The organism is Geopseudomonas sagittaria (assembly GCF_900115715.1).
Classification (GTDB): Bacteria; Pseudomonadota; Gammaproteobacteria; order Pseudomonadales; family Pseudomonadaceae; genus Geopseudomonas; species Geopseudomonas sagittaria.
Map to the genome: position 1 here is coordinate 167410 of NZ_FOXM01000004.1, position 25623 is coordinate 193032.

Here is a 25623-nt window from a genome sequence, read left to right on the forward strand (position 1 = left end):
ATCGGACGTTCCTTTCGCGGGGTCTCTGGGTAAAGATGACTGTACTCGCGACCGGCCGCGGCCGCATCCCGCCACCGATCGGCCGCCTGCCCTCACCTCCTGGAAGACTTGCCCATGCCGAGCAGCGCCACCCCCGACTACCGCGCCGCCAGCGCCCATCTGGCGGCGCTCGATGCCGACTGGGCGCGGCTGATCGAACAGGTCGGCCCCTGCACCCTGCAGCCCAGGGCAGCGCGCGAACCCTACGAGGCACTGGTGCGCGCGGTGGCCTACCAGCAGCTGCACGCCCGCGCCGCCGAGAGCATCCTCGCCCGGATGCTGGCCCTCTACCCGGACAGCGACTTCCCCACGCCCGCGCAGCTGCTGGCCACCGAGTTCGACGCCCTGCGCGGCAGCGGCCTGTCGGCGCGCAAGGTGGAGACCCTGCAGGGCATCGCCGCCGGCGCGCTGAGCGGCCTGGTGCCGGACCGCGAGGAAGCCATGGCGCTGGACGACGAGGCGCTGATCGAGCGGCTGGTCAGCCTGCGCGGCATCGGCCGCTGGACGGTGGAGATGCTGCTGATCTTCACCCTCGAGCGCCCCGACGTGCTGCCGGTCGACGACTTCGGCGTGCGCAGCGGCTATCGCCGCCTCAAGGGCCTGGACCAGCTGCCGACGCCGCGCGAGCTGGCGCGCATCGGCCAGGCGTACCGCCCGTGGCGCACGGTGGCGGCCTGGTATCTGTGGCGGGTGCCGACATGACGGCGACCGGCGGCGCCGATTAGACTCGCCACACGCCCATCACGCGAGGATCGCCCATGGCCCGCCTGCAGCTCGAACTCCCCGAAGACGCCTTCCGCTACACCACGCGCATGACCGTGCGCAGCACCGACATCAACGCCGGCAACCATCTGGGCAACGATGCGCTGATCTCCATGCTCTCCGAGGCGCGCTCGCGCTTCCTGTTTGAACACGGCATCGCCGGCGGCGGCAATGCCGAAGGCCTCGGCGTCGTGGTCACCGACCTCGCCACCCTGTACAAGGCCGAGGCCCACGAGCGCGACGTCCTGCTATTCGAGGTCGGCGTGATGGACTTCAACAAGTATGGCGGCGACATCACCTTCCGCGTCAGCCGCCCGGCCGACGGCACGCTGGTCGCTCTGGCCAAGAACGGCTTCGTGTTCTTCGACTACCGCGCCGGCAAGGTGACAGCGATGCCGGAGGCCTTCCGCGCGCGCTTCCCCGGTGTCAGCCAGGCCACCTGACGGCTCGGCAGCCACGCTTGTCAGCGCCAACGGTTATCAGCGCCGGCGCCGCTAGCACGCATCGGTTGACCGCCAGCGCCGCTCCTGCCGCCTCGGGCGCTGCGCACTGGCTAGACTTGCATCGAGGCCTCGCGCCTTGGGCGGTACAGGGGAACGTCGGCTGGGCCCGGTAAGGAGATTGCCTGTCGGCTCCCGAGGTTGCCATGCGCGTCACCCCTGATCGGCCAGCCCGGCTGGCCTGCCCCACCCTCCCGCCGCTTGCCGGGCTGTGGCCATGAACCGCCAGACTGCGCGGACTCGCGCGTCCCAGGCCGGCCAGAAGAGGTTCATCCTGCCCGCCCTGGTGCTCGGTCTCGGCCTGGCCCTGCTGCTGGTCATGCGCCTGGAGCGCCCGAGCCCGCCGCCACCGGCAGCGCCCCCGCCACCGGCGCCGCTGGTGGAAAGCAGCCCGCCGCCGGAGCCGCCCCCGCCGCCAGCTGCGCCGGTCGCTGCGCCCAAGGCTCCACCGCCGATCAAGGCGGCCGCGCCCAAGGACCTTGCGCGCTGCCTGCCACGCGGCAGCAACCTGCTCGACAACCGGGTGGCCCGCTGCCGCTTCGGCACCGCGGACGGCGCGCCGCCCGCGACTCCGGCCCAGCAGGCCGCCGCGCCAACCAGAGCGACCGCCCCCAGGGATCTCGAGCGCTGCCTGCCGCGCGGCAGCAACCTGCTCGACAACCAGGTGGCCCGCTGCCGCTTCGGCACCCCGGACGGCGCACCGCCGCCGTCCAGGCCGGCCACGCCGCCGAGCTGAGGCGCCGCGGCTTGGCCCTCAGAAAATCCGGCAATCAGTAGCCCTGGTGCTACTTCCTATCGATTGGCCAGCGGCCACGCCGCTGGCCTTTGCGTATCCGCAAGCCGACTAGAATTTGACCAAGGCGTGACGCTGTAAGCAGCACGGGACCGCTGACTCGCCTGGTAGGGAGGTTTCCTGTCGCATCGCTGAGGTACCCATGAACATCAAATACATCCTGCTGCCCCTGGTGGCCTGCTCGGCCGTGGCCCTGGCGGCCGATCCGCCGGTGGAGGAATACGTCTACGGCATGCGCCTGGACATCGACAAGGTGGTGGCGATCAGCGAGCCGGACGAGCTGTACGCCCCCTGCCGCGTGGTGTCGGCGCAGATGACCTACGAGGACTCCGCCGGCCAGCTGCGCACCCTCGAGTACCTGCGCCTGAGCAGCGTGTGCAGCGACATCGAGGGCAGCCTCTAGCCCCTGCTCGCCTACAAGCCTCTCCCGACCTGACGCCGGCCCGCCCGCGGTTCACGCCGCGGGCGGCGCGCCGGCCAGCGCCGTGGCCAGCTCGCCCAGACGGCGCAGCGCACCGGTGACCCGCTCGTCAAGCTCCTGGCAACAGGACAGGCGCAGGCAGTGGCGAAAGCGCGCGCCGTTGGAGTACAGCTGGCCGGGGATGATGACGATGCGCTCGGCCAGCGCGGCGTGGAACAGTGCCAGGCTGTCCACCGTCTCCGGCAACTCCAGCCAGAGCAGGAAGCCGCCGACCGGCTGGGTGGCGCGGGTGCCGGCCGGGAAGTGGCGAGCGACCAACCCGCGCACCGCATCCACCTGCGCCGCGTAACGCCGGCGCAGGGCGCGCATGTGGTGGTCGTAGCCGCCGTTCTCGAGGAACAGGCCGACCGTCTCGGCCAGCAGCACCGACTCGGCGACGCTGGAGCTGAACTTCAGCTGGCGCACCGCGTCGCGGAAGCGCCCGGCCTCCAGCCAGCCGATGCGGTAGTCCGGCGCCAGGGTCTTGGTGTAGCTGGCGCAGGTCATCACCCAGCCGTCGCGGTCGAAGGCCTTGACCGTCGGCTGCAGCGGCTCGGCGAACTGCAGCTCGGCGTACAGGGCATCCTCGATCAGCGGCACCCGGTGGCGGTTGACCAGATCGGCCAGGCGCTGCTTGGCCGCCACCGGCATGCTGCAGCCCAGCGGGTTGTGCACCGTGGGCATGGCGACGATGGCCGCCAGGCGCTTCTCCTCGAGCAGCAGCTCGAGAGCGTCCAGCGCCAGACCGTGCTGCGGATGAGTGGGGATCTCCAGCACCCTGAGGCCGAGGCTGGCCAATAGCGGGTAGAGGTTGAAGTAGCTCGGCGACTCCACCCCCACGGTGTCGCCGGCATGGGTCACCGCGCGCAGCGCCAGCTGCAGCGCTTCCATGGCGCCGTGGGTGAGCAGGATGTCGTCGGCGGCCAGGGTCATGCCGAGCAGCGCGGCGCGCCGGGCGATCTGCTCGCGCAGGCGCTGCGAGCCCGGCGGCAGCGCGTAGCGCGCCACCAGCTGCGGCTGGCGGCGCAGCAGGCTGGCGGTCAGCTTGGCCAGCTTGGCGCCGGGGTAGAACGCCTCGCCGCGCGGACAGGCCAGCGCCAGGTCGACATGGTCGGCGCGCTGCTGGCACTGCAGCACCACCGCCATCAGGTCGTCGATCTCGCCCGCCTTGCGCACCCCGGCCGGCCGCTCGCGCAGCGGGCGCTGCAGCGGCGGCAGGCTGCTGCGCACGTAGTAGCCGGACTGCGGGCGCGCCTCGATCAGGCCGCGATCCTCGAGCAGGCGGTAGGCGGCGGTGACCGTGTTGAGGCTCAGCGTGTGCTGGGCGGCGCAGGCGCGCACCGACGGCAGGCGGGCGCCGGTCGGCAGGCTGCCGCGGTCGATGGCCTCGGCCAGCTGGTCGGCGAGCAGGCGGTAGCGGACGGTTGCGTTCATGGCGGTTCACCGGTGACAGCGGGATGGACATGCGATGGTGACAGTTGCTTACCTAGCCAATCTGTAACCATGACAAAAGCGATTTCGTGAGTCTGTCACCACTTGCCACCAGTGCCTAGCATGGACTGCCATGGATCAACCGCAGGAGGCCCGCCATGATCGAAGCCCTCGCCCTGGCCAGCTACATGGGAGTGATGTCGATCACCCCCGGCCCCAACAACATCATGCTCACCACCTCGGGGGTGAACTTCGGCTTCCGCCGCACCCTGCCGCACATGCTCGGCATCGCCTTCGGCTGCTCGCTGCAGCTGCTGCTGTGCGCCGCGCTGTTCGCCCAGGTCTCCGGCTGGCTCGGCGAGGTGCGCCCGCTACTGGCCGCCGCCGGCTGCAGCTACCTGCTGTGGCTGTCGCTGAAGCTGGCGCGCGCCAGCGCCCCGGGCCGCCGCGAGGTGGCGAAGCCGATGGGCTTCGTCGCCGCCGCGCTGTTCCAGTGGATCAACCCCAAGGCGTGGATCATGGTGCTCAACGCCTGCGTGCTGTTCATGCCGCAGGGCGGCCAGTTGCCCGCGGCCGCGGCCATGGCGCTGCTGGCGCTGGTGGTCAACCTGCCCTGCATCGCGGTGTGGGCCTGGGGCGGCGAGCGCCTGCGTCACTGGCTGCAGCAGGACCGCGCGCTGCGCCTGTTCAACCTGAGCATGGCCGGTCTGCTGGCCGCCACCGCGCTGTGGCTGCTGGTGGAGGAGCTGGCGCGCTGAGGCTGACCGGCGTGGCGAGCGGCGCCGCAGTGGACCACACTGCTGGCGGCGCTCCGCTCGCCACCACCCGGCACGGAAGCCCCCAGGAGCCCCCATGCGCGCGATCTATATCGACACCGAATTCACCCAGCTCAGCCTCGACCGGCGGCTGATCTCCCTGGCCCTGGTCGACGCCGCCGGCGCCGAGTTCTACGTCGAACTCAGCGACGGCTGGAGCGCGGCCGACTGCTCGGCGTTCGTCGACGAGATCGTCCTGCCGCAACTCGACCTCGCCCGCCATGGCCGGCCGCGCACCGAGGCCGGCCCGGCGCTGCACGCCTTCCTCGCCAACCTGGGCGAAGTGGAAATCGTCGGCGATGCGCTGGCCTGGGACTGGCCGCTGCTGCTGGAGCTGCTCGGCCCGCTGGGCCTGCCGGCCAACGTGCTGGGCTGCCGCCAGGTCGACGACCCGCTGGGCGAACTGCCCAGCGAGGACATTCCCCACCACGCCCTGCTCGATGCGCGCCTGCTGTGCACGCTGTGCGAGACCGACGCGCCCGACTGACTAACTAGCTGCCCCGCAACCGCTGCAGCTCGCGCCGCACCATGCTGGCGAACTGCGGCGGGGTCAGCGCATACAGCTCCCCCGCCACCCAGGTCAGCCAGCGTCCGCCGAGACGCTCGCGCGCCGCCAGGAGGCGCTCGGCCTCGGCCAGCGCACGCGCCTGGTGGGCGCAGTGGTAGTCGGCACGGGACTGTTGTTCTTCGTGGTCGTGGTCGGACATGCTGCGGCTCGCCGGACAGAGGACGGCCAGTCTAGCCGATCACGGCGCCGCCCCGCCCGTCAGTGGCGCGTGGCGCTCAATGCTGCGCCACCGCCGCCTCCTTCACCTCGTGCCAGCTGCTGTCCGGGTCGAAGCGGCTCATCGTCCTGGCGACCTTCTCGCCGTCGGCGCCCATGTCCTTCTCGAACACCTGGCCATCGTGGCTGATCATGAAGCTCATCACCCCGCTGTCGGCGTAGTCGGCCGGCCAGGCGACCAGGGCGAAGCCGCGGCTCATGTTGTCGCCGATCTTGTAGGCGTAGGCGCCGCCCGGCGCCGAGCGGCCCTGGGCGTCGAGGATGCGGTAGCGGTAGCCGTGCCACACCCCGTCCGGCAGCTCGTCGCCGAACAGCGGGCCGAGCGGGCTTTCCGGCACGCCCGGCTCCTCGGGCCAGTACAGGCCATCGTACTGGCCGTCGCTGCTCATGAACTTCTGCGCGTACTCGAGCACCCCGTCGCCATCGTGGTCGGCCTCAGCGTAGTCCATCTGCGCATCGTGGTAGGCGCGCACCGCCTCGATGGCGGACAGCTCGTTGCGGCCGATGCGCCGTGCGCGGATCTCCTCGCCGCCGGCCCTGGGGTCGAAGCGCCAGCCTTCCGGGCCGTGGACCAGCGGCAGCGGAAAAGTGAACGGCGTGTTGCCGACCACCAGGCTGGCGCGCCCCTGGCCACCGAGGCGGATGGTGCGCCGCTCGCGGTACAGGGCAAGGAAGGCGTCGACGTCCTTGCGCTCGATGTCGGCGGTGGGGATGAAGGTCTGCCAGTCGGCGCCGAGCAGACTGGCCATGCGCAGGGGATCGGCACGCTCGGTGCCCAGCGCCGCGATCAGCGCATCGACGGCAGCGGTGGGAGTGGCGAAGGCTTGCTGGGCGCGCGCCTCCAGGGTCAGCAGGACCAGCAGGGCCGGCAGACAGATACGCAAGAGCGGATGCATGGGAAGTCTCCTTGTCTCAGCGCCGGAAGCCGCCGCCGCCACCGCGGGAAGGTCTGCTGGGTGCCGAGCGCTGCACCGGGCGGCTGGCGCGCTCCGCTCGCGGCCGGCTGGCCGAGGCCCGGCTGGTCTCGCCCCGGCTGGCGACGGCCTTGGAGCGCGACGGCTCGCGGGCGCCGGCGAAGGCGTTGTTGCGGCTGCCCGGGCTGCTGGCGTACTGCTGGCGCGCCGACTGGCGGGCCTGGGCACTGTTCTGCGTCCGCTCGCGCGGCTGGGCGCTGGCCTGGCTGCGCTGGCCGATCCGCTCCGGCTGGCCACGCATACCGCGGTCGGCGGCCTGACCGCGATCACGCAACTGCCCCTCACTGCGCATCTGGCGGTCGGCGACCTGGGCCCGCTCGCGCGCCTCGCGGTTGCTGGTGGCCGGGGCCTGGAAGCCACGCTGGCTGAGGGTCTGGCTGGCTCGCTCGCGCTCGGCCATGCGCGTCGGCTCGCGGCCGCGCAGGGCTTCGCGCTGCTCGGCGCCGGGCAGGCGCTGGCTGTAACGCTCGCGGCTGGTGCGGTCGCGGTAGGGTACGCCGTCGCGATTGGCCGCGTTGTGCTGCCAATTCCTCTGGCTGGCGTCGATCTTCCGGTTGCTGTTGATGTTGTTGTACTTGTTGACGTCGATGTCGACGTCGCCGTGGCCCCAGTCGCAGTCGCCCCAGACCGAATCGATGATCGCCACCCCGGCGGCGAAACCCAGGCCGGCCACCAGCGCCGAGCCGAAGTAGTAGCCGGGCGGCGGCGGGTAGTACACCGGCGGATAGGACGGATACGGCCAGCTGCCGTAGACCACGCTGGGGTTGTAGCTCGGCACGTAGACCACCTGCGGGTCGGCCGGCTCGATGATGATGGTCTGCTCCGCCGGCGGTGCCTGCACCACGGTAGTGGAGCCGCCCTGCGCCGCACTCTGCACGGTGACCGTCTGCTGCTCGTTGGATTCGAGATTGCCAGCGGCCTGCGCCTGGCGGCGCAGGCGCTGCACCGAATCCATCACGTCGCCGGGCTGGGCGAGGAAGGCATCGCCGACCCGCTGCACCCAGGCCGGGTCCTGACCGAGGGTGACCAGCACCGCCGGGAAGGCGACCAGCGACTGTACGCTGGGATCCCACGGCTTGTCCGCCACCTGGCGCACGGCGTCGTCGCCGCTGGCCTTCGGATTCGCCTTGGACCAGGCCACGGCGTCGGCGACATCGCCCGGGTAGGTCGAGGCCATCAGCACCTGGGCCAGCAGGGCGTCCGGATACAGCGCCAGCGGCGCCATCATCTGGTCAAGCTCCTCCTGGCGAAACACCGCGGCAGCCGGCGCGGCGGCGGGCGGTGCGCTGGCGGCCTCCGTAGCCGCCTGGGCAACGCCCAGCTGCGGCCAGCCGACCAGGGCCAGACAGGCAAGCAGGACGGCACTGAAACGACGATCGATAGGCATGGCGCTTCTCCTGGACGGGAAAGCGGGACGGAATGCTGCGGCAGTACCACTGCCCGCCGGAGACGACATGCAGTAGCCCTAGAAAGCATAGGCAGTGCGCTCGGGTTGCGTACGGAAGCCGACCGGGCGCAGCGAGTTTTACGAACAGGAGGACGTCTTGGCTGCCCCCAAAGCTGAGTTTCACCCCAGCAGGCAGCGTTGTTGGCTGGATGATAAGGTAGCGCTCCTCATGGCAGACCGTGGTACCTCAGGGATGGTCCCTTCGCCTCAGCTTCTCGATGCTCGACGCCGGCACCGCTGCGCATTCCTGATCTGCCCCCTTTGGGCCAGCCGGCCGCAATCGGAGTTCTTCAGTGAGTAGCACCGACGCCTACTACAGCCGCCACGCCCAGCAGTTCATCGCCGACACCCTGGACGTGGACATGCAGGGGCTCCATGCGCCCTTCCTCGCCGAACTGCCGGCCAGCGCGCACATCCTCGACGCCGGCTGCGGCGCGGGGCGCGATGCCCTGGCCTTCCAGCAGCTCGGCCATACGGTCAGCGCCTTCGACGCCAGCGCGCCGCTGGCCGAGCACGCCAGCCAACTGCTCGGCCAAGCCGTGCCAGTCCGGCGCTTCGCCGAGGTCGACGAAGTCGAGCGCTACGACGGCATCTGGGCCTGCGCCAGCCTGCTGCATGTGCCCGCAAGCCAGCTGCCGGACGCCTTCGCACGCCTGTGGCGCGCCCTCAAGCCCGGCGGGGTGCTGTACTGCAGCTTCAAGCTGGGCAGCGGCGAGCGCCTGCACCACGAACGCCACTTCACCGACGCCGACGAAGCGCGCCTCGCCGCCTGGACCGAGCACCTACCCGGCCTGACCCGCACGCAGTGCTGGACCAGCACGGACCAGCGCCCCGGCCGCAGCGAGCAGTGGCTGAACGCCCTGCTGCACAAGGCAACCCGCAAGCTGGTGACCGGCGGCGACGAGCATCCCTTCCTACCGCACCTGTGCGCTGCCATCCACCAGGCGCACCGGGTCGACCTAGCGGTCGCCTTCATCAAGACCACCGGCCTGCGCCTGTTGTTGCCCGACCTGCTGGAATCCCTGCAACGCAGCGAATCCAAGCTGCCGCCGGCGCAGGTGCGCATCCTGACCAGCGACTATCTGGACGTCACCGATCCGGAGGCCCTGCGCCTGCTGATGCTGCTGGCCGAGCAAGGCGCCCAGGTGCGCGTCTACCAGAGCAGCGGCAGCAGCTTCCACCTCAAGGCCTACCTGTTCAGCGGGCGGGGCTGGGGGCGCGCCTTCATCGGCTCCAGCAATATCAGCCGCCAGGCGCTGCAGCAGGGGCTGGAATGGAACTACCGGATTGACTACCCCGGTGACCACGGCTATCTGGAAGCACAGCGGCGCTTCGACGAGCTGTTCGACCACCCACGCTGCGCCGAACTCAGCGACGCCTGGATCGACGAATACGAGCAGCGCCGCATCCAGCCGACGCAATCCTTCGAGCCTGGCAGCACCGAAAGCGAACCGCCGCCGACGCCCAGCAAGGTGCAGCGCGAAGCGCTGCAGGCGCTCAGCGCAACCCGCACCGAGGGCTACCTGCGCGGCCTGGTGGTGCTGGCCACCGGCCTCGGCAAGACCTGGCTGGCCGCCTTCGACGTCAAGCAGATGGGCGCGCGCCGGGTGCTGTTCGTCGCCCACCGCGAGGAAATCCTCAACCAGGCGGCGGCGACCTTCGCCCGCATCCAGCCTTCGGCACGCATCGGCTTCTACCGCGGCCAGCAGCGCGACAGCCAGGTCGACATCCTCTGCGCCTCGGTGCAGACCCTCGGCAAGGCCGAGCACCTCGAGCGCTTCAGGCCGCAGCACTTCGATTATCTGGTGGTCGACGAATTCCACCATGCCTCGGCGCCGACCTATCGCAGCCTGCTGCAGCACTTCGCCCCGGCCTTCCTCCTCGGCCTGACCGCCACCCCGGATCGCACCGACAACGCAGATATCCTCGCCCTGTGCGACGACAATCTGGTCTACCAAAGCGACCTGTTCTGCGGCGTCACGGAAAAGCTGCTGGTGCCCTTCCACTACTACGGCATCTTCGACAGCGACGTGGATTACCAGGGCATTCCCTGGCGCAACGGCCGCTTCGATCCCGAGCTGCTGGGCAACAAGCTGGCCACCCTCGGCCGTGCCCGCCATGCGCTGAGCACCTGGCGCCTGCATGCCCAACAGCGCACCCTGGCCTTCTGCGTGTCGACCCGCCACGCCGACTTCATGGCCGACTACTTCCGCAAGCAGGGCGTGCGGGCGGCGGCGGTGTATGCCGACTCCCAGCTGTCGCGCGGCGAGGCGCTGGAGCAACTGAGCGGCGGCCAGCTGCAGCTGCTGTTCTCCGTCGACCTGTTCAACGAAGGCGTCGACCTGCCGGCCATCGACACGGTGATGATGCTGCGCCCCACCGAGTCGAAGATCCTCTTCCTGCAACAACTCGGCCGCGGCCTGCGCAAGGCGGACGGCAAGGACAAGCTGGTGGTGCTGGACTTCGTCGCCAACCACCAGAGCTTCCTGCACAAGCCGATGGCGCTGATGAACCGCAGCATGAACCACCGCCAACTGGCCGAATTCGCCCGCAAGGCGGAACGGGGCCAACTGGAGCTGCCGGAAGGCTGCTTCGTCAACTACGACCTGCAGTTCATCGACTTCCTCAAATCGCTGGACAGCGCCAGCGTGCAAAGCGACTACCGCAGCCTGCGCGAAGTGCTCGGCCGCCGCCCCAGCCTGACCGAGTTCTACCGTTCGGGCGCCAGCCTGCCGGACATGCGCCGCCAGCATGGTCATTGGTTCGCCCTGATCGCCAGCGAGGAAGCCGAACTGCCGGAGATCGAGCGTCAGCTCATCACCAAACACGGCGACTTCCTGCGCGAGCTGGAAACCACCGCGATGACCAAGAGCTACAAGATGGTCCTGCTCGAAGCCTTCCAGGAGCTGGACGGCTGGCGCGAAGCGGTAGAACTCGCACAACTGGCCGAGCGCTCCTGGCAAGTGCTGCAACGCCGCCGCCCGTTGCTCGGCGATCTGCCCGAGGAATTTCAAGGCGCGAAGCAGATGCCTGGAGACTGGCTGAGATACTGGAAAAAGAACCCCATCGACGCCTGGACCGGCGGCCGCTATTTCAGCGTCGAGCAAGGCCTGTTTATCGGCAATCTCGTCGTCGCTGAAACGGCCATCGCACCGCTGACAGATATGGTGCAGGAGCTGGTGGACTACCGCCTGACCACCTACGCCGCGCGCACGGCCCCAATCCCGGACAACGTGCATCAGCTACCGAGCCACCTACAGCAGGTGGAACTGGCCTATTTCCCCAGCCTGAAAATCGCCTGCGGCCACTTCCGCACCAGCCGCGCCGACTACGAGGAATATCGCAGCCTCGGCAGGCAATACGGCAACCTCGACCCCAGCCGCCACTTCCTCGCCCGCGCTTCCGGCAACTCGATGAACGGCGGCAAGCAGCCGATCCGTGACGGCGACTACCTGCTGCTGGAAGTGATCGGCAGCGACAGTGCCGGCAAGATCACCGGCGAGATCATGACCATAGAGCGCCAGGACGAATCCGGCGACAACCAATACCTGCTGCGCAAAGTCCTCAAGGACGCCAACGGCCAATACCGCCTGCGCGCCAACAACCCCGACTATGCCGACATTCTGGTCAGTGCCGAACTGCAGGAGCAGCTGCGCACCTTCGCCCGCCTGAAAGCGATCATCGACCCGCTGCAGATGCAGGTCGGCCAGCGCTTCATGCGCGAGGATATTCCGCCGTTGTTCGGCGCTGAATTCAATGCCGGTAGCTGGAACAGCGGGCATGTGGTGATCGCCGAGCGTAATGTCCATGTGCTGTTGGTCACCCTGAACAAACAGGGCAAAGCAGAAGACCTGCGCTATCAAGACCACTGGATCGACGAGCGCCACTTCCACTGGCAAACGCAGAACCAGACGGCGCCCGACAACAAACGCGGCAAGGAAATCATCAACCACGCGGCGCTGGACATCGATCTGCATCTATTCGTGCGGGAGAACAAGCTGGAAAACGGCAAGGCAGCGCCGTTCCGCTACTGCGGCAAAGTGCAGTACCAAAGCCATAGCGGCAGCAAGCCGATGAGCGTGGTGTTTGCGCTGGAGGGCTAAGCGTCAGAGCTTGGTCCGCTTATTCGCGCCACACGCAAAGCCTGATCCCTGCACCAAAATGGCAGCGATTTCGCCTTGAGTTTTTTCGCGGGCAAAAAAACCGAAGCCCCTTTGTATTAGGGGGCTTCGGTCGTTCCTGCGCTACTCGGCCACTTCGAGCCGATAGGTTATCTCTACATACTGCCCCACGCACTGAGTGCCGAAGGTGCTGGCGTAAAGCAGCACCTTGTAGGCTCCGACCTGCTCCGGGACGCCGCGAATAAAGCCGTACTTTTCGCGCTCGCCGTGAACGATGTTCAGACCTTTCGGCAGGGGATGTTCAGGATCATCGAGAATCCTCCCAACCGGGGTGCTCGCATTGATGACATCGATCCGCACGTCATATGCCGAACCTACCTTGGCGACAGGCAGGTTCTTCGGCATGAACTCAGGTGTAGGGCGCATTGCACAACCCACCAGGACATTGCCCAGCATTGCTGTCTCGCAACTGGCCAGCAATATGGTCAATCCGATGATTGGGAGCGTTCGGAGGTTCATCTACCTTTGTCCTTGGCATAAGTGTTTTAGGGGATTCGACTGAAAACCTTGCCCCCGAACACATCGCCGAGCAGTTGTCGCACAGTAAACCCGCGTGTCACTTGGTGCCCCAGACTTCCCCACGAAAACAAGCGCGAATCGGTGATCTGCTCGTTGGCAGGAGTGGTTACAGTGATAGCGCCGCTACTCGTCTTGGGCAGGTCTTCCCAGACAATCCAATGGTTCTTACCCGCGCCTATGCCGCCTTCCACCATCGATGCGCTTACAAGGGATACCACATGGTGTTGCGACCCCAAGTAAGTGAGCAGCTCCAGGAGTCCCGACAGGCTGATACTAGCGGGCTGGATATTGCTGAAAACCTCGGTGGCGCCTGCGCGAATGAACCAAGACTCGATAGTCCATGGAAGCGTGATTCCGGGGACCTGATCATCGGGCGAGTCGTATTCCATCAGGTTGTTTTCGCTGTCACGCAGGCTGGCCAGCGATATCCAGTCGATGGCCAAGACTCGATCTCCCTCTCTGCGATAGCTCAAATTCTTGGGATTCCGGCAACCATGACTTGGTTTGATGTGCAGCGAACCGATGGTGGTCTCCCCTGTTTCCCACAGCTCGGTTATTGCTTGGGTGTAAAGGTCGGGCCTGTCCATGAGCAGTGCATAGAAGAACGCCGCCGGGCCGCAAAGGCTCGTGTCCGACTGATGCGGATAGGTGGGGACGAACGTCGAGCTTGTCATGTTCTGCCCGTGAGCTCTCGCCACTCGGACTTTCAACTGCTCGATGATCTTGCTCTTTTCGAACGGGTCGGTAGGTGTGCCCATCGGATTGGCTGGATCGTTGAAAACCCGGACCGCGCTCTGTCTGTTCTGGAAGTCACTCAGGATCTGCGCCGCTGCTGTGAGAGGGTCGGGCGGGAGTGCTGCAGGTACCGATGCCTGAGTGGGCGCTACAAAATGGGAGACCATCGTGGATGCGGGAATGGAGACTCCCCGGACCGTCACCATAGGCGGTGTTGTTGGCGCCGAGGACAGGTTGGATGGTGGCGTGACTGGGGCCAGGACCACCGTATCTCCAATGATCACCGTCCCCGATCCACCGATGATTACGCCGCCGTGGTCGCTGGTACTGCCCACTAGCGCGGCAGGCATACCGTTGATGAAAACGGTACTGGATACCGCCCCGGAAATAGCACCGCCGCAGGCCGTTTTATCCCACATCCTGGCTGCCGGCAGACCGTCGAAGATGACGTCAGGCGAGCCTGTCGCGACTGGGTTGGTGCCATGGCCTGGCAAGGGGCAGGAGGTGGGGTCCGATTGGCGAGCCGCCGGTTTTCCGCTCATTGGTAACGCTCCCTGTATGAAAGAGCAGATCGTCACCCCGACCTATGCGCAAAGTCTTGCGCACCTGCACTCAGGCGATCAGAAGTGCGCGCAATTTCACACCCTTTCCCCCGTCAACAGCAGGGGATCCGCCTCAAAATCACTGGCCAGCTTCTGTACATTGCCGAACAGCCGGTCGAGCTGATCGCCGTCGCCAACCCACCAGCGCTGATCTGAAGAGAGCGGGATCCAGCCCAGCAATGGAAGACCGGGCCGCGCCACCTGCTCGCTTGGCGTGGACCTGCCCGACCAGTCCTGACCCGGTAAATCGCCGGGACTGCCGTTGTAAACCACGAAGCCGCCCCCGACCAATCCCAACCTACCTGCCCCCCGCAAGAGAGCCCGAATACCAAGGGGGCGAACCAAGCAAAACACCCGAATAGCCCTGGCTGAGGATGAGCGGCACATCTGCGTCGTACAGACAGCTGCAGTGCTGACGCCAGCCAAGTCGAAGAGATCGCCAAGAAGCTGTGACCAAATCGGGGGTATCAACCCCAAAAACGAAAAAGGCCCGCATCGCTGCGAGCCTAAGTCGTTGATTTATATGGTGCCGGCACCAGGAATCGAACCCGGGACCTACTGATTACAAGTCAGTTGCTCTACCAGCTGAGCTATACCGGCAATGGGTCGGGATTATAGCGATTGGCGCGCCGGAGTAAACCCGGAAATGCCTGAATCCTCAGGGATTTGCGTCACTCCGCGGCGCAGCTCGCACAAACTCCAGGGCATGCTTCAGGCTCGCGGTGGACAGTTCGCCCAGGTGGCTGTGGCGCAGCTGGCCGTCTGCGGCGTAGAACAGGGTGGTCGGCAGGGCGCGCGAGCCGGCGAGCTGGCCGAGGTGGCTGGTGCCGTCGAGCAGCATGTCGTGGTCGCTCAGGCCCTGCGCGGCGAGGAAGCGCGCCACCTCGGCGGCGCCTTCGCCCTGGTTGACCAAGAGGAAGCGCACCTCCGGCTCGCTCTGCCGGGCGGCCAGCAGCACCGGCATCTCGCGCCGGCACGGCGGGCACCAGGTGGCCCACAGGTTGACCACCAGCGGCTGGCCGGCCAGTTCGGCCAGTTGCACCGGGCGGCCGGCGAGGTCGTGGAGGACCAGTTCGGGCAGGCGGCTGCCGCGTTCGAGCTGCTGCAGGGCCAGGCTGCCGAAGCCCCAGAGCAGGCCGCCGGCCAGCACGCCGGCCGCCAGCGGACGGCGCAGCAGCGGGCGCCGCCAGGCGTAGCCGAGGCCGACCAGCAGCGCGCCGAGCAGGCCGGGCAGCGCCAGGAAGCCACCGTCGCGGATGTCGAGCATTCGCCAGGGCGCGGCGGCGTAGTCGCCGGCGTACTGCGCGACGAAGGCCAGTCGCGCCAGCAGCAGGCCGCCGAGCAGCATGGCGAACAGCGCCGGCTCCGGATCGGCGCCACGCCGGCGCCCCACCCACCAGCCGCAGGCCCAGGCGACGGCGAAGGCCAGCAGCAACAGCATGGAGCGCACCGGCAGGGCCAGCGGGCCGAGATCGAAGGTCAGCATCGGCCCTCCGGGGCGGCAGGCGGTGGCATCGGGTATCCTTGTCGGAGCGAGTCGGGCGGCCATCTTCGCCCGCTATGCGTAGCGGAGCCAGCCCGGCGCCGTTACCGGAAATGACCTGCGGAGACTGTCCATGCGCATCCTGCTCACCGGCGGCGCCGGCTTCATCGGCTCGGCGCTGGTGCTCCAGCTGATCCGCCACGGCGGGCATGCGCTGCTCAACCTGGACAAGCTGACCTACGCCGGCCACCTCGCCTCGCTGCGCGAGGTGGCGGACGAGCCGCGCCACCGCTTCGTCCGCGGCGACATCGGCGACGCCGCGCTGCTCGCCCGACTGTTCGCCGAGTTCCGCCCGCAGGCGGTGGTGCACCTGGCGGCCGAGTCGCACGTCGACCGCTCGATCGACGGCCCGGCTGCGTTCATCCAGACCAACCTGGTCGGCACCTTCACCCTGCTGGAGGCAGCGCGCGAGCATTGGCGCGGCCTGTCGGCGGCGGAGCAGGCGGCGTTCCGCTTCCTCCACGTATCCACCGACGAGGTGTTCGGCGACCTGGCGCCCGGCGCGCCGCCATTCGACGAGGGCACCCCCTACGCGCCCAGCTCGCCCTACGCGGCGAGCAAGGCCGGCGCCGACCATCTGGTGCGCGCCTGGGGGCGCACCTACGGCCTGCCGGTGCTGCTCGGCAACTGCTCGAACAACTACGGCCCGCGCCAGTTCCCCGAGAAGCTGATCCCGCGCCTGCTGTTCAACGCCCTCGCCGGCCGGCCGCTGCCGCTATACGGCGACGGCCTGCAGGTGCGCGACTGGCTGTACGTCGAGGACCACGCCCGCGCCCTGCAGCTGATCCTCGAGCGCGGCGCGCCGGGGCAGAGCTACCTGGTCGGCGGGCAGAACGAGCGCAGCAACCGCGCGGTGGCCGAAACGCTGTGCGACCTGCTCGAGGAGCTGGCGCCGCACAAGCCGGCCGGCGTGCAGCACTACCGCCAGCTGCTCCAGTCGGTGCCCGACCGCCCCGGCCACGACCGCCGCTATGCGGTGAACCCGGGCAAGCTGATGGGCGAGCTGGGCTGGGCGCCGCAGGAGAGCTTCGACAGCGGCCTGCGCCGGACCGTGCAGTGGTACCTGCAGCACCGCGACTGGTGCAGCGAGGTGCTCGCCGACCACGATCCGGCGCAGCGTCTGGGGAGCGGCGCATGAAGGGCATCGTGCTCGCCGGCGGCAGCGGCAGCCGCCTGTATCCGCTGACCCTCGGCCTGTCCAAGCAGCTGCTGCCGGTCTATGACAAGCCGCTGATCTACTACCCGCTGTCGGTGCTGCTGCTGGCCGGCATCCGCGACATCCTGATCATCACCACCCCCCACGAGCGGCCACTGTTCGAGCGCCTGCTCGGCGATGGCAGCGCCTTCGGCGTGCAGCTGAGCTACGCCGAGCAGCCGCGCCCGGAGGGCATCGCCCAGGCGCTGCTGATCGCCGCGCCCTTCATCGGCGACGACGAGCGCATCTGCCTGATCCTCGGCGACAACCTGTTCCACGGCCTGCACTTCATCGCCGCGCTGCGCCAGGCGCTCGGCCGCCCCGGCGCCACGGTGTTCGGCTACCAGGTCAGCGACCCGGAGCGCTTCGGGGTGATCGCGTTCGACGCTGCCGGCCGCGCGCTGTCGATCGAGGAGAAGCCGGCCCGACCGAAGTCGCGCTACGCGGTGACCGGGCTGTACGTCTACGACCGCCGTGCCCTGAGCATCGCCGCGAGCCTCAAGCCCTCGGCGCGCGGCGAGCTGGAGATCAGCGACGTCAACAACGCCTACCTGGCCATGGGCGAGCTGCAGGTCGAACGCCTCGGCCGCGGCTTCGCCTGGCTGGACACCGGCACCCACGACAGCCTGCTGGAAGCGGCGCAGTACGTGCAGACCATCGAGCATCGCCAGGGCCTGAAGATCGCCTGCCTGGAGGAGATCGCCCTGCAGCAGGGCTGGATCGACCGCCAGCAGCTGGCCGCGCGCGCCCGCCTGCACGGGCAGGGCAGCTACGGCCAGTACCTGACGCGTCTGCTGGAGGAGTCGACATGAAGGCGATCGCCACCGCCCTGGACGGCGTGCTGATCCTCGAGCCGCGGGTGTTCGAGGACCCGCGCGGCTGCTTCTTCGAGAGCTGGAACGCGCGCACCTTCGCCGAACTGACCGGCAGCGCCGCGGCATTCGTGCAGGACAACCATTCGGTCTCGCACCGCGGCGTGCTGCGCGGCCTGCACTACCAGCTGCCGCCGGCGGCGCAGGGCAAGCTGCTGCGCGTGGTGCAGGGGGCGGTGTACGACGTGGTGGTCGACCTGCGCCGCGGCTCGCCGAGCTTCGGCGGCTGGCTCAGCGTCGAGCTGAGCGCGGCCAACCAACGCCAGCTGTGGATTCCGCCGGGCTTCGCCCACGGCTTTCTCAGCCTCAGCGACCACAGCGTGACCCTGTACAAGACCACCGCCTACTACAGCCCGGAACACGAACGCTGCCTGCGCTGGGACGATGCGCAGCTGGCCATTCCCTGGCCACTGGATGGCGCGCCGCTGATCTCCCCGCGCGATGCCGCCGGGCTGAGCCTGGATGCTGCCGAGGTATTCGACCGATGAAGATCCTCCTCCTCGGCGCCCACGGCCAGCTCGGCCGCAGCCTCGCCCCGCTGCTGGCCAGCTTCGGCGAGCTGCAGGCGCTGAGCCGCGCTGAACTGGACCTCGGCAACCTGGCGGCGCTGCGCCGCGTGCTGCAGACCGAACGCCCGCAGCTGGTGGTCAACGCCGCAGCGTACACCGCGGTCGAGCAGGCCGAGCGCGAGCCCGCACGCGCCTTCGCCCTCAACGCCGAGGCGCCGGCGGTGCTGGCCGAGGAGGCGGCGGCGCTGGGCGCCTGGCTGCTGCACTATTCCACCGACTACGTGTTCGACGGCCGCCTCGGTCGCCCCTACCGGGAAACCGATGCCTGCGCGCCACTGAATGTCTACGGCCACAGCAAGCTGAGCGGCGAGCAGGCCATCGCCGCCGCCGGCGGGCAGCACCTGATCCTGCGCACCAGCTGGCTGTACAGCCGCCACGGCGACAACTTCCTGCTCACCATGCAGCGCCTGCTGCGCCAGCGCGCCGAGGTGCGCGTGGTCGCCGACCAGTTCGGCAATCCGACCAGCTGCGCGGCCCTGGCCGCCGTCAGCGCGGCGCTGGTGGCGCGCATCGCCGCCGGCAATCCCGGCCCGGGCGGGCTGTACCACGCCAGCTGCAGCGGCGCGGCCAGCTGGTACGACCTCGCCCAGGCGATCGCCGCCGACCTGCGCGGCCACGGCGAGACCTGCGCGCACCTGCTGCCGATCGCCGCCGCCGAGTATCCGAGCGCGGTGGCGCGCCCGGCCGACTCGCGGCTGGACTGCAGCGCGCTGGCGCGCGACTGGGCCGTGACGCTGCCCGACTGGCGCACGGCGCTGGCAGCCTGTCTGGCCGGCCCGGCCTGAGCGCTCCATAATGCCGGCAGACTCCCTGCCGACCGCCATCATGACCTTGCCGCTCAACCTGTTCCGCCGCCCGCGCTGGCGCACCCTGGTCCTGCTCGCCCTGCTGCTGGCCTCGCTGCTCTGGCCGATCGAGCACCTGGCCACCCGCTACTACCGCGAACGGGTCGCCGAGCAGAGCGCGCAGACCCTCGAGCTGTACGTCGCCAACCTGCGCGGCACCCTGCGCCGCTACGAGGCGCTGCCGCACATCATGGGCGACCTGCCGGCGCTGCGCGGCGCCCTGCGCGCGGCGGAGGATGCCGACAGCGTCAACGCCGCCAACCAGCTGCTCGATCGGGTGCGCCGGCAGAGTGGTGCCGACGTGATCTACCTGATGAACCCGGCCGGCCTGACCCTGGCGGCGTCCAACTGGAGCGAGTACGACGCCTTCGTCGGACGCAACTTCGCCTTCCGGCCGTACTTCCGCGAGGCGCTGGCCGGGCGTCCCGCGCAGTTCTTCGGCCTCGGCACCACCTCCGGCAAGCGCGGCTACTACTTCGCCACCGCGGTGCGCGACGGCCACGAGGTGCTCGGCGTGCTGGTGGTCAAGGTCGACCTCGACCACACCGAGACCCTGCTCGGCAGCACCCCCGAGCAGCTGCTGGTGACCGACGCCCAGGGCGTGGTGATCCTCACCTCGCGCCCGGAGTGGCGCTTTCGCGCCACCCGCGAACTGAGCGCCGCCGAACGCGCGGAGATCGCCGCCAACCTGCCCTACCCGACCCAGCAGCCGCAGCCGCTGGCCCTCGGCAACCAGGACTGGCTGCGCCAGAGCCAGCTGCTCGCCGAAACCGGCTGGACGGCGAACATCCTCGCCCCGCGCAGCCTGGTCGAGCGCCCGGTGCAGAGCGTGGTGGCGATCGCCGCGGCAACCCTGCTGGCGATCCTGCTGCTGCTCGCCGTGTGGCTGCAGCGCCGCCGCCACCTGCTCGAACGCCTGGCCCTCGATGCCCGCGCCCGCCAGGAGCTGGAGCAGCGGGTGGCCGAGCGCACCGAGGATCTGCTCGCGCTGACCGAGCGCCTCAAGCAGGAGGTGCTCGAACGCGAGCAGGCCCAGCAGGAGCTGGTGAGCGCCCAGGACGAGCTGGTGCAGGCCGGCAAGCTGTCGGCGCTGGGCACCATGAGCGCGAGCATCAGCCACGAACTCAACCAGCCGCTGGCGGCGATCCGCAGCTACGCCGACAACGCCGGCGTGCTGCTCGACCACGGCCGTGTCGACGAGGCCCGCGGCAACCTCAAGCTGATCAGCGAGCTGACCGCGCGCATGGCCTCGATCATCAGCCATCTCAAGGCCTTCGCCCGCCGCGACCGCAAGGCGCCGGAAAGCGTGGCCCTGCAGCCGGCGCTGGACGATGCGCTGGCCCTGCTGGCCAGCCAGCGCCGCGCCCTGCAGGTGGAGCTGCTGCGCGACCTGCCGGACGCCACCCTGTGGGTGCAGGCCGGCGAGACCCGCCTGCGCCAGGTGCTCGGCAACCTGCTGAGCAACGCCTTCGACGCCCTCGGCGACAAGGCGCCGCCGCGCCGCCTGTGGCTGAGCGCGCAGACCCTCGCCGACGGGCGGGTCAGCCTGAGCCTGCGCGACAACGGCCCGGGCTTCACCGCCGAGGCGCTGGCGCGCGCCCGCGAGCCGTTCTTCACCACCAAGACCACCGCCCGCGGCCTGGGCCTCGGCCTGGCGATCTGCGACACGCTGACCCGCGCCCTCGGCGGCGAGCTGCTGCTGGCCAACCACCCGGCCGGCGGCGCGCTGGTCACCCTCAACCTGCTGCCGGCCGACACCGGCATCGGCACCCAGTCCCCGGAGGATTGCCCATGACCCCTGTCGCCGCCGCCACCGAAGTGCTGCTGATCGACGACGACCCGCACCTGCGCCAGGCGCTGAGCCAGACCCTCGATCTGGCCGGCCTGCGGGTGCAGGCGCTGGGCGACGCCCGCGGCGTGGCCGAGGCTCTGCCGGCGGACTGGCCGGGAGTGGTGGTCAGCGACATCCGCATGCCCGGCCTCGACGGCCTGCAGCTGCTCGCCCAGCTGCACGGCCGCGACGCCGAGCTGCCGGTGATCCTGATCACCGGCCACGGCGACGTGCCGCTGGCGGTGCAGGCGATGCGTTCCGGCGCTTGGGACTTCCTGGAAAAACCCTTCCCCAGCGACACCCTGCTCGACGGCGTGCGCCGCGCCCTGGCCATGCGCCGCCTGGTACTGGAGAACCGCCAGCTGCGCCAGACCCTGTCCGGCCGCGATGCGCTGGAGGGTCGGCTGATCGGCCTGTCGCCGGGCATCGTGCGCCTGCGCCAGCAGGTCGCCGCGCTGGCCGCGACCCACGCCGACGTGCTGATCCTCGGCGAGACCGGCAGCGGCAAGGAGGTGGTGGCGCGCGCCCTGCACGACCTGTCGGCGCGCCGCGACGGCCCGTTCGTGGCGATCAACGCCGGCGCGCTGGCCGAGTCGGTGGTGGAGAGCGAGCTGTTCGGCCACGAGGCCGGCGCCTTCACCGGCGCCAGCAAGCGGCGCATCGGCAAGTTCGAGTTCGCCAACGGCGGCACCCTGTTCCTCGACGAGATCGAGAGCATGAGCCTCGACGTGCAGGTCAAGCTGCTGCGCCTGCTGCAGGAGCGCGCGGTCGAGCGCCTCGGCTCCAACCAGCTGCTTCCGCTGGACATCCGGGTGATCGCCGCGACCAAGGAGGACCTGCGCCTGGCCGCCGACCAGGGGCGCTTCCGCGCCGACCTCTACTACCGGCTCAACGTCGCGCCGCTGCGTATCCCGCCGCTGCGCGAGCGCGGCGACGACGTGCTGCTGCTGTTCCGCCACTTCGCCGAGGCGGCGGCCGGCCGCCACGGCCTGCCGCTGCGCGAGGCGGACGCCGGCCAGCGCGCCGCCCTGCTCACCCACGCCTGGCCGGGCAACGTGCGCGAGCTGCAGAACGCCGCAGAACGCTTCGCCCTCGGCCTCGATCTGGACCTGGGCGAAGCGCAGGTCGAGCTGCCCGTCGAGGGCAACCTGGCCGCCAGGGTCGAGGCCTTCGAGCGCAGCCTGATCGCCGCCGAGCTGGCCCGCGGGCATACCTCGCTGCGCAGCCTGGCCGAGGCCCTCGGCATGCCGCGCAAGACCCTGCACGACAAGCTGCGCAAGCACGGCCTGAGCCTCGGCGAGGCTGGCGGAAATCCGCACGACGATCTCGACTGAGCTGGCGGAATTCCGCCAGCCCGCCTGCCACGGACGCCGTTCCGGCGTTCGCACTGCCCCCTCGCCGAGCCCTAGACCAAAGTCGAAGCAGCCCCTGCAAGGCCCGCGCCAGAGGCCTTGGCGCACTCCTGGCGGTGCGCGGCGCGTCACATTGCCGGCCGCTGGCACAGCGGTTGCTAAGCTCAAGGCATCCCGCGCTCGACCTGTCCGCCGCCGCGCGCGGCCGGCCTCCCCCCTCCGCCGGTCGCACGCGAGCCGGACAGGTCGACGCCCGGGTAACGCCGTTCAAGCAGCGTCATCACAACAACGAGGATCTACCCGCATGTTCAAGCTGACTGCCAAGGCACTCGCCTGTGCCCTCTCGCTCACCATCGCCGGCCTGGCCCAGGCCGCCGAGTCTGCGACCGCCCCGATCGTGATCAAGTTCTCCCACGTGGTGGCCGAGCACACCCCCAAGGGCCAGGGTGCCCTGCTGTTCAAGCAGCTCGCCGAGGAGCGCCTGGCTGGCAAGGTCAAGGTCGAGGTCTATCCGAACTCCTCGCTGTTCGGTGACGGCAAGGAAATGGAAGCGCTGCTGCTCGGCGACGTGCACATCATTGCCCCGTCGCTGGCCAAGTTCGAGCACTACTCCAAGGGCGTGCAGATCTTCGACCTGCCGTTCCTGTTCGACGACATGGCCGCGGTCGACCGCTTCCAGGCCAGCCCCGCCGGCCAGGGCCTGCTGAGCTCGATGGAAGACAAGGGCATCACCGGCCTGGGCTACTGGCACAACGGTCTCAAGCAGCTGTCGGCCAACAAGCCGCTGTACGAGCCCAAGGACGCCCGCGGCCTGAAGTTCCGCGTGCAGGCCTCGCAGGTGCTCGAGGAGCAGTTCAAGGCAGTGCGCGCCAACCCGCGCAAGATGAGCTTCGCCGAGGTCTACCAGGGCCTGCAGACCGGCGTGGTCAACGGTGCCGAGAACCCCTACTCGAACATCTACTCGCAGAAGATGCACGAGGTGCAGAAGTACATCACCGAGTCCAACCATGGCCTGCTCGACTACATGGTGATCACCAACACCAAGTTCTGGAACGGCCTGCCGGAAGACGTGCGCGGCGAACTGCGCAAGATCATGGACGAGGTCAGCATCGAGGTGAACAAGCAGGCCGAGGCCCTCAACCAGGGCGACAAGCAGCGCATCCTCGACGCCAAGACCACCGAGATCATCACCCTGACCGACGAGCAGCGCGCCAAGTGGCGTGACGCGATGAAGCCGGTGTGGAAGAAGTTCGAAGGCGAGATCGGCACCGACCTGATCAAGGCCGCCGAAGCCGCCAACAGCGCCAACTAAGCTTCACCCGAGCGATTGATTCGCCCGCGGGGCGGGCGCCGCCGACAGCCACAGAGCTGCACGACGCCCGCCCCGTTGCTCTTTCCACTGGAGATACCTGCCATGAACGCCTTGCGCCTGGTCTGGGATCGCTTCGAGGAAGGCTTCATCGTCTTCCTGCTGACGGCCATGACCCTGGTGACGTTCGTCTACGTCATCCTCAACAACCTGTACACGCTGTTCTACAACCTGGGTGACCGCTTCGAGGGTGCCAGCGAGCTGTTCTTCGCCATCGGCGACGCCATTCTCGACCTGGCCCAGGCGATGACCTGGAGCAACGCGCTGACCAAGGCGCTGTTTGCCTGGCTGATCTTCTTCGGCCTGGCCTATGGCGTGCGCACCGCCGGCCACATCGGCGTCGACGCGCTGGTCAAGCTGGCCAGCAAGCCGGTGCAGCGCATCATCGGCCTGATCGGCTGCCTGGCCTGCCTGGGCTACGCCGGCCTGCTCAGCGCGGCCAGCTTCGAGTGGGCGCAGACCCTGTTCGTCGCCGCCATCGGTGCCGAGGACCTCGGCCACTTCGGCGTCAAGCAGTGGCACATCGCCATGATCGTGCCACTGGGCTTCGCCATGGTGTTCATCCGTTTCCTGGAAATCTTCGTGCGCATCCTGCGCAACGAGCAGACCGGCCTGGGTCTGGCCGACGAGGCTGCCGAAGCGGTCAAGCTGACCGAGCACGAGGAGCACGTCAAATGACCATCCTGTTCCTGTTCCTCGCCCTGTTCGTGCTGATGTTCATCGGCGTGCCGATCGCCGTGTCGCTGGGTCTGGCCGGCTCGGTCACCATCATGCTGTTCAGCCCGGACTCGGTGCGCTCGCTGGCGATCAAGCTGTTCGAGACCTCCGAGCACTACACCCTGCTGGCGATTCCGTTCTTCCTGCTCGCCGGCGCCTTCATGACCACCGGCGGCGTGGCCCGCCGGCTGATCGATTTCGCCAACGCCTGCGTCGGCCACATCCGGGGTGGCCTGGCCATCGGCGCGGTGCTGGCCTGCATGCTGTTCGCCGCCCTCTCCGGCTCCAGCCCGGCCACCGTGGCCGCGGTCGGCTCGATCGCCATCGCCGGCATGGTGCGCTCCGGCTACCCGCAGGCGTTCGGCGCCGGCATCGTCTGCAACGCCGGCACCCTGGGCATCCTCATCCCGCCGTCGGTGGTGATGGTGGTGTACGCCGCCGCCACCGAGACCTCGGTCGGCAAGCTGTTCATGGCCGGCGTGGTGCCGGGCATCCTGCTCGGCGTGGTGCTGATGACGGCGATCTACATCATCGCGGTGAAGAAGAACCTGCCGGCACTGCCGCGCGCCTCCTTCCGCGAGTGGCTGTCCGCCGCGCGCAAGGCGATCTGGGGCCTGCTGCTGATGGTGATCATCCTCGGCGGCATCTACTCGGGCATGTTCACCCCCACCGAGGCGGCGGCGGTGGCGGCGGTCTACTCCGGCTGCATCGCGCTGTTCGTCTACAAGGACATGAGCTTCCGCGAGTGCCCGAAGGTGATCCTCGAGTCGGGCAAGCTGAGCATCATGCTGATGTTCATCATCGCCAACGCCATGCTGTTCGCCCACGTGCTGACCACCGAGCAGATCCCGCAGACCATCACCGCCTGGGTGATCGAGATGGGCCTGTCGCCGTGGATGTTCCTGCTGGTGGTGAACATCGTGCTGCTGATCGCCGGCGCCTTCATGGAGCCCTCGGCGATCATCCTGATCCTCGCGCCGATCCTGTTCCCGATCGCCGTGCAGCTGGGCATCGACCCGATCCACCTCGGCATCATCATGGTGGTGAACATGGAGATCGGCCTGATCACCCCACCGGTCGGCCTCAACCTGTTTGTCACCTCGGCGGTCACCGGCATGCCGGTCAGCGCGGTGATCCGCGCCGCCATGCCGTGGTTGATGATGCTGATCGGCTTCCTGGTGATCATCACCTACATCCCGGCGGTGTCGCTGGCCCTGCCCAACTGGCTGGGGATGAGCTGATCCTGTTTGGCTGTTTTGCTTGAAAGGCGTTTGACCCGGCTCTGCCG

23 protein-coding genes, 1 tRNA gene and 1 pseudogene are annotated in these 25623 nt (G+C 68.8%); 16 read left to right on the top strand and 9 right to left on the bottom strand.

Annotated features, from left to right (window positions below; genetic code table 11):
• The first annotated feature begins 114 nt into the window (after window positions 1–114).
• The 4 genes from BM297_RS06745 (at window position 115) to BM297_RS06760 (ending at window position 2497) form a co-directional block, all read left to right on the top strand.
• Window positions 115–741 (top strand): DNA-3-methyladenine glycosylase family protein, encoded by a 627-nt coding sequence (locus BM297_RS06745; protein ID WP_092429571.1) that lies wholly within the window; start codon window positions 115–117, stop codon window positions 739–741.
• Between the two features lie 56 nt (window positions 742–797).
• A complete protein-coding gene (locus tag BM297_RS06750) occupies window positions 798–1244 on the top strand; it encodes a thioesterase family protein (RefSeq protein ID WP_092429573.1) in 447 nt (148 codons plus the stop codon).
• A 274-nt stretch (window positions 1245–1518) separates the two neighbouring features.
• The gene (locus BM297_RS06755) at window positions 1519–2037 is read left to right on the top strand and encodes a hypothetical protein (RefSeq protein WP_092429575.1); all 519 of its coding nucleotides are present in this window, start codon (window positions 1519–1521) and stop codon (window positions 2035–2037) included.
• Between the two features lie 199 nt (window positions 2038–2236).
• Window positions 2237–2497, top strand: a complete 261-nt coding sequence (locus tag BM297_RS06760) for a DUF2790 domain-containing protein (protein WP_092429577.1) — start codon at window positions 2237–2239, stop codon at window positions 2495–2497.
• Between the two features lie 51 nt (window positions 2498–2548).
• Here BM297_RS06760 and BM297_RS06765 read toward each other — a convergent pair whose 3' ends face one another.
• Window positions 2549–3988 (bottom strand): aminotransferase-like domain-containing protein, encoded by a 1440-nt coding sequence (locus tag BM297_RS06765; RefSeq protein ID WP_092429579.1) that lies wholly within the window; start codon window positions 3986–3988, stop codon window positions 2549–2551.
• 155 nt (window positions 3989–4143) lie between these two features.
• On the opposite strand from BM297_RS06765, the gene BM297_RS06770 reads away from it, so the two are divergent.
• Entirely contained in the window at window positions 4144–4743 is a 600-nt protein-coding gene (locus BM297_RS06770) for a LysE family translocator (RefSeq protein ID WP_092429581.1), read from the top strand.
• A 94-nt stretch (window positions 4744–4837) separates the two neighbouring features.
• On the top strand, window positions 4838–5287 hold the full coding sequence (locus BM297_RS06775; RefSeq protein WP_092429583.1) for a hypothetical protein: 450 nt from the start codon (window positions 4838–4840) through the stop codon (window positions 5285–5287).
• A 4-nt stretch (window positions 5288–5291) separates the two neighbouring features.
• Here the strand turns inward: BM297_RS06775 and BM297_RS06780 are convergent, their stop codons facing one another.
• The 3 genes from BM297_RS06780 to BM297_RS06790 form a co-directional block, all read right to left on the bottom strand.
• Window positions 5292–5507 carry a hypothetical protein gene (locus BM297_RS06780; RefSeq protein ID WP_092429585.1) on the bottom strand — a complete coding sequence of 72 codons (216 nt, stop codon included), beginning with the start codon at window positions 5505–5507 and terminating at the stop codon, window positions 5292–5294.
• Between the two features lie 76 nt (window positions 5508–5583).
• Complete coding sequence (locus BM297_RS06785) at window positions 5584–6480, bottom strand: DUF2950 domain-containing protein (RefSeq protein WP_092429587.1); 897 nt, start codon at window positions 6478–6480, stop codon at window positions 5584–5586.
• Between the two features lie 16 nt (window positions 6481–6496).
• Window positions 6497–7945: a DUF3300 domain-containing protein gene (locus BM297_RS06790; protein WP_092429589.1), complete on the bottom strand. Its 1449-nt coding sequence runs from the start codon at window positions 7943–7945 to the stop codon at window positions 6497–6499.
• A gap of 353 nt (window positions 7946–8298) precedes the next feature.
• Here BM297_RS06790 and BM297_RS06795 point away from each other — a divergent pair, with 353 nt between their 5' ends.
• On the top strand, window positions 8299–12108 hold the full coding sequence (locus BM297_RS06795; protein WP_217648244.1) for a DUF3427 domain-containing protein: 3810 nt from the start codon (window positions 8299–8301) through the stop codon (window positions 12106–12108).
• A gap of 141 nt (window positions 12109–12249) precedes the next feature.
• Here BM297_RS06795 and BM297_RS06800 read toward each other — a convergent pair whose 3' ends face one another.
• The 5 genes and pseudogenes from BM297_RS06800 to BM297_RS06825 form a co-directional block, all read right to left on the bottom strand.
• Window positions 12250–12645 (bottom strand): hypothetical protein, encoded by a 396-nt coding sequence (locus tag BM297_RS06800; protein WP_092429591.1) that lies wholly within the window; start codon window positions 12643–12645, stop codon window positions 12250–12252.
• Window positions 12646–13691: 1046 nt separating this feature from the next.
• Window positions 13692–13982, bottom strand: a pseudogene (locus BM297_RS22100) (PAAR domain-containing protein); the annotation flags it as partial.
• Between the two features lie 96 nt (window positions 13983–14078).
• Window positions 14079–14315 (bottom strand): hypothetical protein, encoded by a 237-nt coding sequence (locus BM297_RS06815; RefSeq protein ID WP_139231026.1) that lies wholly within the window; start codon window positions 14313–14315, stop codon window positions 14079–14081.
• A 251-nt stretch (window positions 14316–14566) separates the two neighbouring features.
• Window positions 14567–14642, bottom strand: a tRNA-Thr gene (locus BM297_RS06820).
• A 58-nt stretch (window positions 14643–14700) separates the two neighbouring features.
• Window positions 14701–15528, bottom strand: coding sequence for a TlpA family protein disulfide reductase (locus BM297_RS06825; RefSeq protein WP_092429595.1), 828 nt, complete (start codon window positions 15526–15528; stop codon window positions 14701–14703).
• A 130-nt stretch (window positions 15529–15658) separates the two neighbouring features.
• Between BM297_RS06825 and rfbB the strand changes: the two genes are divergently transcribed.
• The 9 genes from rfbB (at window position 15659) to dctM (ending at window position 25576) form a co-directional block, all read left to right on the top strand.
• A complete protein-coding gene (gene rfbB, locus BM297_RS06830; RefSeq protein WP_092429597.1) occupies window positions 15659–16723 on the top strand; it encodes a dTDP-glucose 4,6-dehydratase in 1065 nt (354 codons plus the stop codon).
• Complete coding sequence (rfbA, locus tag BM297_RS06835) at window positions 16720–17592, top strand: glucose-1-phosphate thymidylyltransferase RfbA (protein WP_092429599.1); 873 nt, start codon at window positions 16720–16722, stop codon at window positions 17590–17592. The genes rfbB and rfbA overlap by 4 nt, the downstream gene beginning before the upstream one ends.
• Window positions 17589–18140 (top strand): dTDP-4-dehydrorhamnose 3,5-epimerase, encoded by a 552-nt coding sequence (rfbC, locus tag BM297_RS06840; RefSeq protein WP_092429601.1) that lies wholly within the window; start codon window positions 17589–17591, stop codon window positions 18138–18140. Before rfbA ends, rfbC begins: the two co-directional genes overlap by 4 nt.
• Entirely contained in the window at window positions 18137–19006 is an 870-nt protein-coding gene (gene rfbD / locus BM297_RS06845) for a dTDP-4-dehydrorhamnose reductase (RefSeq protein WP_092429603.1), read from the top strand. The genes rfbC and rfbD overlap by 4 nt, the downstream gene beginning before the upstream one ends.
• Window positions 19007–19046: 40 nt before the next feature.
• The gene (locus BM297_RS06850) at window positions 19047–20861 is read left to right on the top strand and encodes a sensor histidine kinase (protein WP_092429876.1); all 1815 of its coding nucleotides are present in this window, start codon (window positions 19047–19049) and stop codon (window positions 20859–20861) included.
• Complete coding sequence (locus BM297_RS06855) at window positions 20858–22231, top strand: sigma-54-dependent transcriptional regulator (protein ID WP_092429605.1); 1374 nt, start codon at window positions 20858–20860, stop codon at window positions 22229–22231. The genes BM297_RS06850 and BM297_RS06855 overlap by 4 nt, the downstream gene beginning before the upstream one ends.
• 322 nt (window positions 22232–22553) lie before the next feature.
• Entirely contained in the window at window positions 22554–23561 is a 1008-nt protein-coding gene (gene dctP, locus BM297_RS06860; RefSeq protein ID WP_092429607.1) for a C4-dicarboxylate TRAP substrate-binding protein DctP, read from the top strand.
• A 102-nt stretch (window positions 23562–23663) separates the two neighbouring features.
• On the top strand, window positions 23664–24296 hold the full coding sequence (locus BM297_RS06865) for a TRAP transporter small permease (protein ID WP_092429609.1): 633 nt from the start codon (window positions 23664–23666) through the stop codon (window positions 24294–24296).
• Entirely contained in the window at window positions 24293–25576 is a 1284-nt protein-coding gene (dctM, locus tag BM297_RS06870) for a C4-dicarboxylate TRAP transporter large permease protein DctM (protein WP_092429611.1), read from the top strand. Before BM297_RS06865 ends, dctM begins: the two co-directional genes overlap by 4 nt.
• Window positions 25577–25623 lie beyond the last annotated feature (47 nt).

Bases quoted from the DNA above. Each gene is read 5' to 3' on its own strand.
- BM297_RS06745 (WP_092429571.1), top strand. From the start codon at position 115: ATGCCGAGCAGCGCCACCCCCGACTACCGCGCCGCCAGCGCCCATCTG.
- BM297_RS06750 (WP_092429573.1), top strand. From the start codon at position 798: ATGGCCCGCCTGCAGCTCGAACTCCCCGAAGACGCCTTCCGCTACACC.
- BM297_RS06755 (WP_092429575.1), top strand. From the start codon at position 1,519: ATGAACCGCCAGACTGCGCGGACTCGCGCGTCCCAGGCCGGCCAGAAG.
- BM297_RS06760 (WP_092429577.1), top strand. From the start codon at position 2,237: ATGAACATCAAATACATCCTGCTGCCCCTGGTGGCCTGCTCGGCCGTG.
- BM297_RS06765 (WP_092429579.1), bottom strand. From the start codon at position 3,988: ATGAACGCAACCGTCCGCTACCGCCTGCTCGCCGACCAGCTGGCCGAG.
- BM297_RS06770 (WP_092429581.1), top strand. From the start codon at position 4,144: ATGATCGAAGCCCTCGCCCTGGCCAGCTACATGGGAGTGATGTCGATC.
- BM297_RS06775 (WP_092429583.1), top strand. From the start codon at position 4,838: ATGCGCGCGATCTATATCGACACCGAATTCACCCAGCTCAGCCTCGAC.
- BM297_RS06780 (WP_092429585.1), bottom strand. From the start codon at position 5,507: ATGTCCGACCACGACCACGAAGAACAACAGTCCCGTGCCGACTACCAC.
- BM297_RS06785 (WP_092429587.1), bottom strand. From the start codon at position 6,480: ATGCATCCGCTCTTGCGTATCTGTCTGCCGGCCCTGCTGGTCCTGCTG.
- BM297_RS06790 (WP_092429589.1), bottom strand. From the start codon at position 7,945: ATGCCTATCGATCGTCGTTTCAGTGCCGTCCTGCTTGCCTGTCTGGCC.
- BM297_RS06800 (WP_092429591.1), bottom strand. From the start codon at position 12,645: ATGAACCTCCGAACGCTCCCAATCATCGGATTGACCATATTGCTGGCC.
- BM297_RS06825 (WP_092429595.1), bottom strand. From the start codon at position 15,528: ATGCTGACCTTCGATCTCGGCCCGCTGGCCCTGCCGGTGCGCTCCATG.
- rfbB (WP_092429597.1), top strand. From the start codon at position 15,659: ATGCGCATCCTGCTCACCGGCGGCGCCGGCTTCATCGGCTCGGCGCTG.
- rfbA (WP_092429599.1), top strand. From the start codon at position 16,720: ATGAAGGGCATCGTGCTCGCCGGCGGCAGCGGCAGCCGCCTGTATCCG.
- rfbC (WP_092429601.1), top strand. From the start codon at position 17,589: ATGAAGGCGATCGCCACCGCCCTGGACGGCGTGCTGATCCTCGAGCCG.
- rfbD (WP_092429603.1), top strand. From the start codon at position 18,137: ATGAAGATCCTCCTCCTCGGCGCCCACGGCCAGCTCGGCCGCAGCCTC.
- BM297_RS06850 (WP_092429876.1), top strand. From the start codon at position 19,047: ATGACCTTGCCGCTCAACCTGTTCCGCCGCCCGCGCTGGCGCACCCTG.
- BM297_RS06855 (WP_092429605.1), top strand. From the start codon at position 20,858: ATGACCCCTGTCGCCGCCGCCACCGAAGTGCTGCTGATCGACGACGAC.
- dctP (WP_092429607.1), top strand. From the start codon at position 22,554: ATGTTCAAGCTGACTGCCAAGGCACTCGCCTGTGCCCTCTCGCTCACC.
- BM297_RS06865 (WP_092429609.1), top strand. From the start codon at position 23,664: ATGAACGCCTTGCGCCTGGTCTGGGATCGCTTCGAGGAAGGCTTCATC.
- dctM (WP_092429611.1), top strand. From the start codon at position 24,293: ATGACCATCCTGTTCCTGTTCCTCGCCCTGTTCGTGCTGATGTTCATC.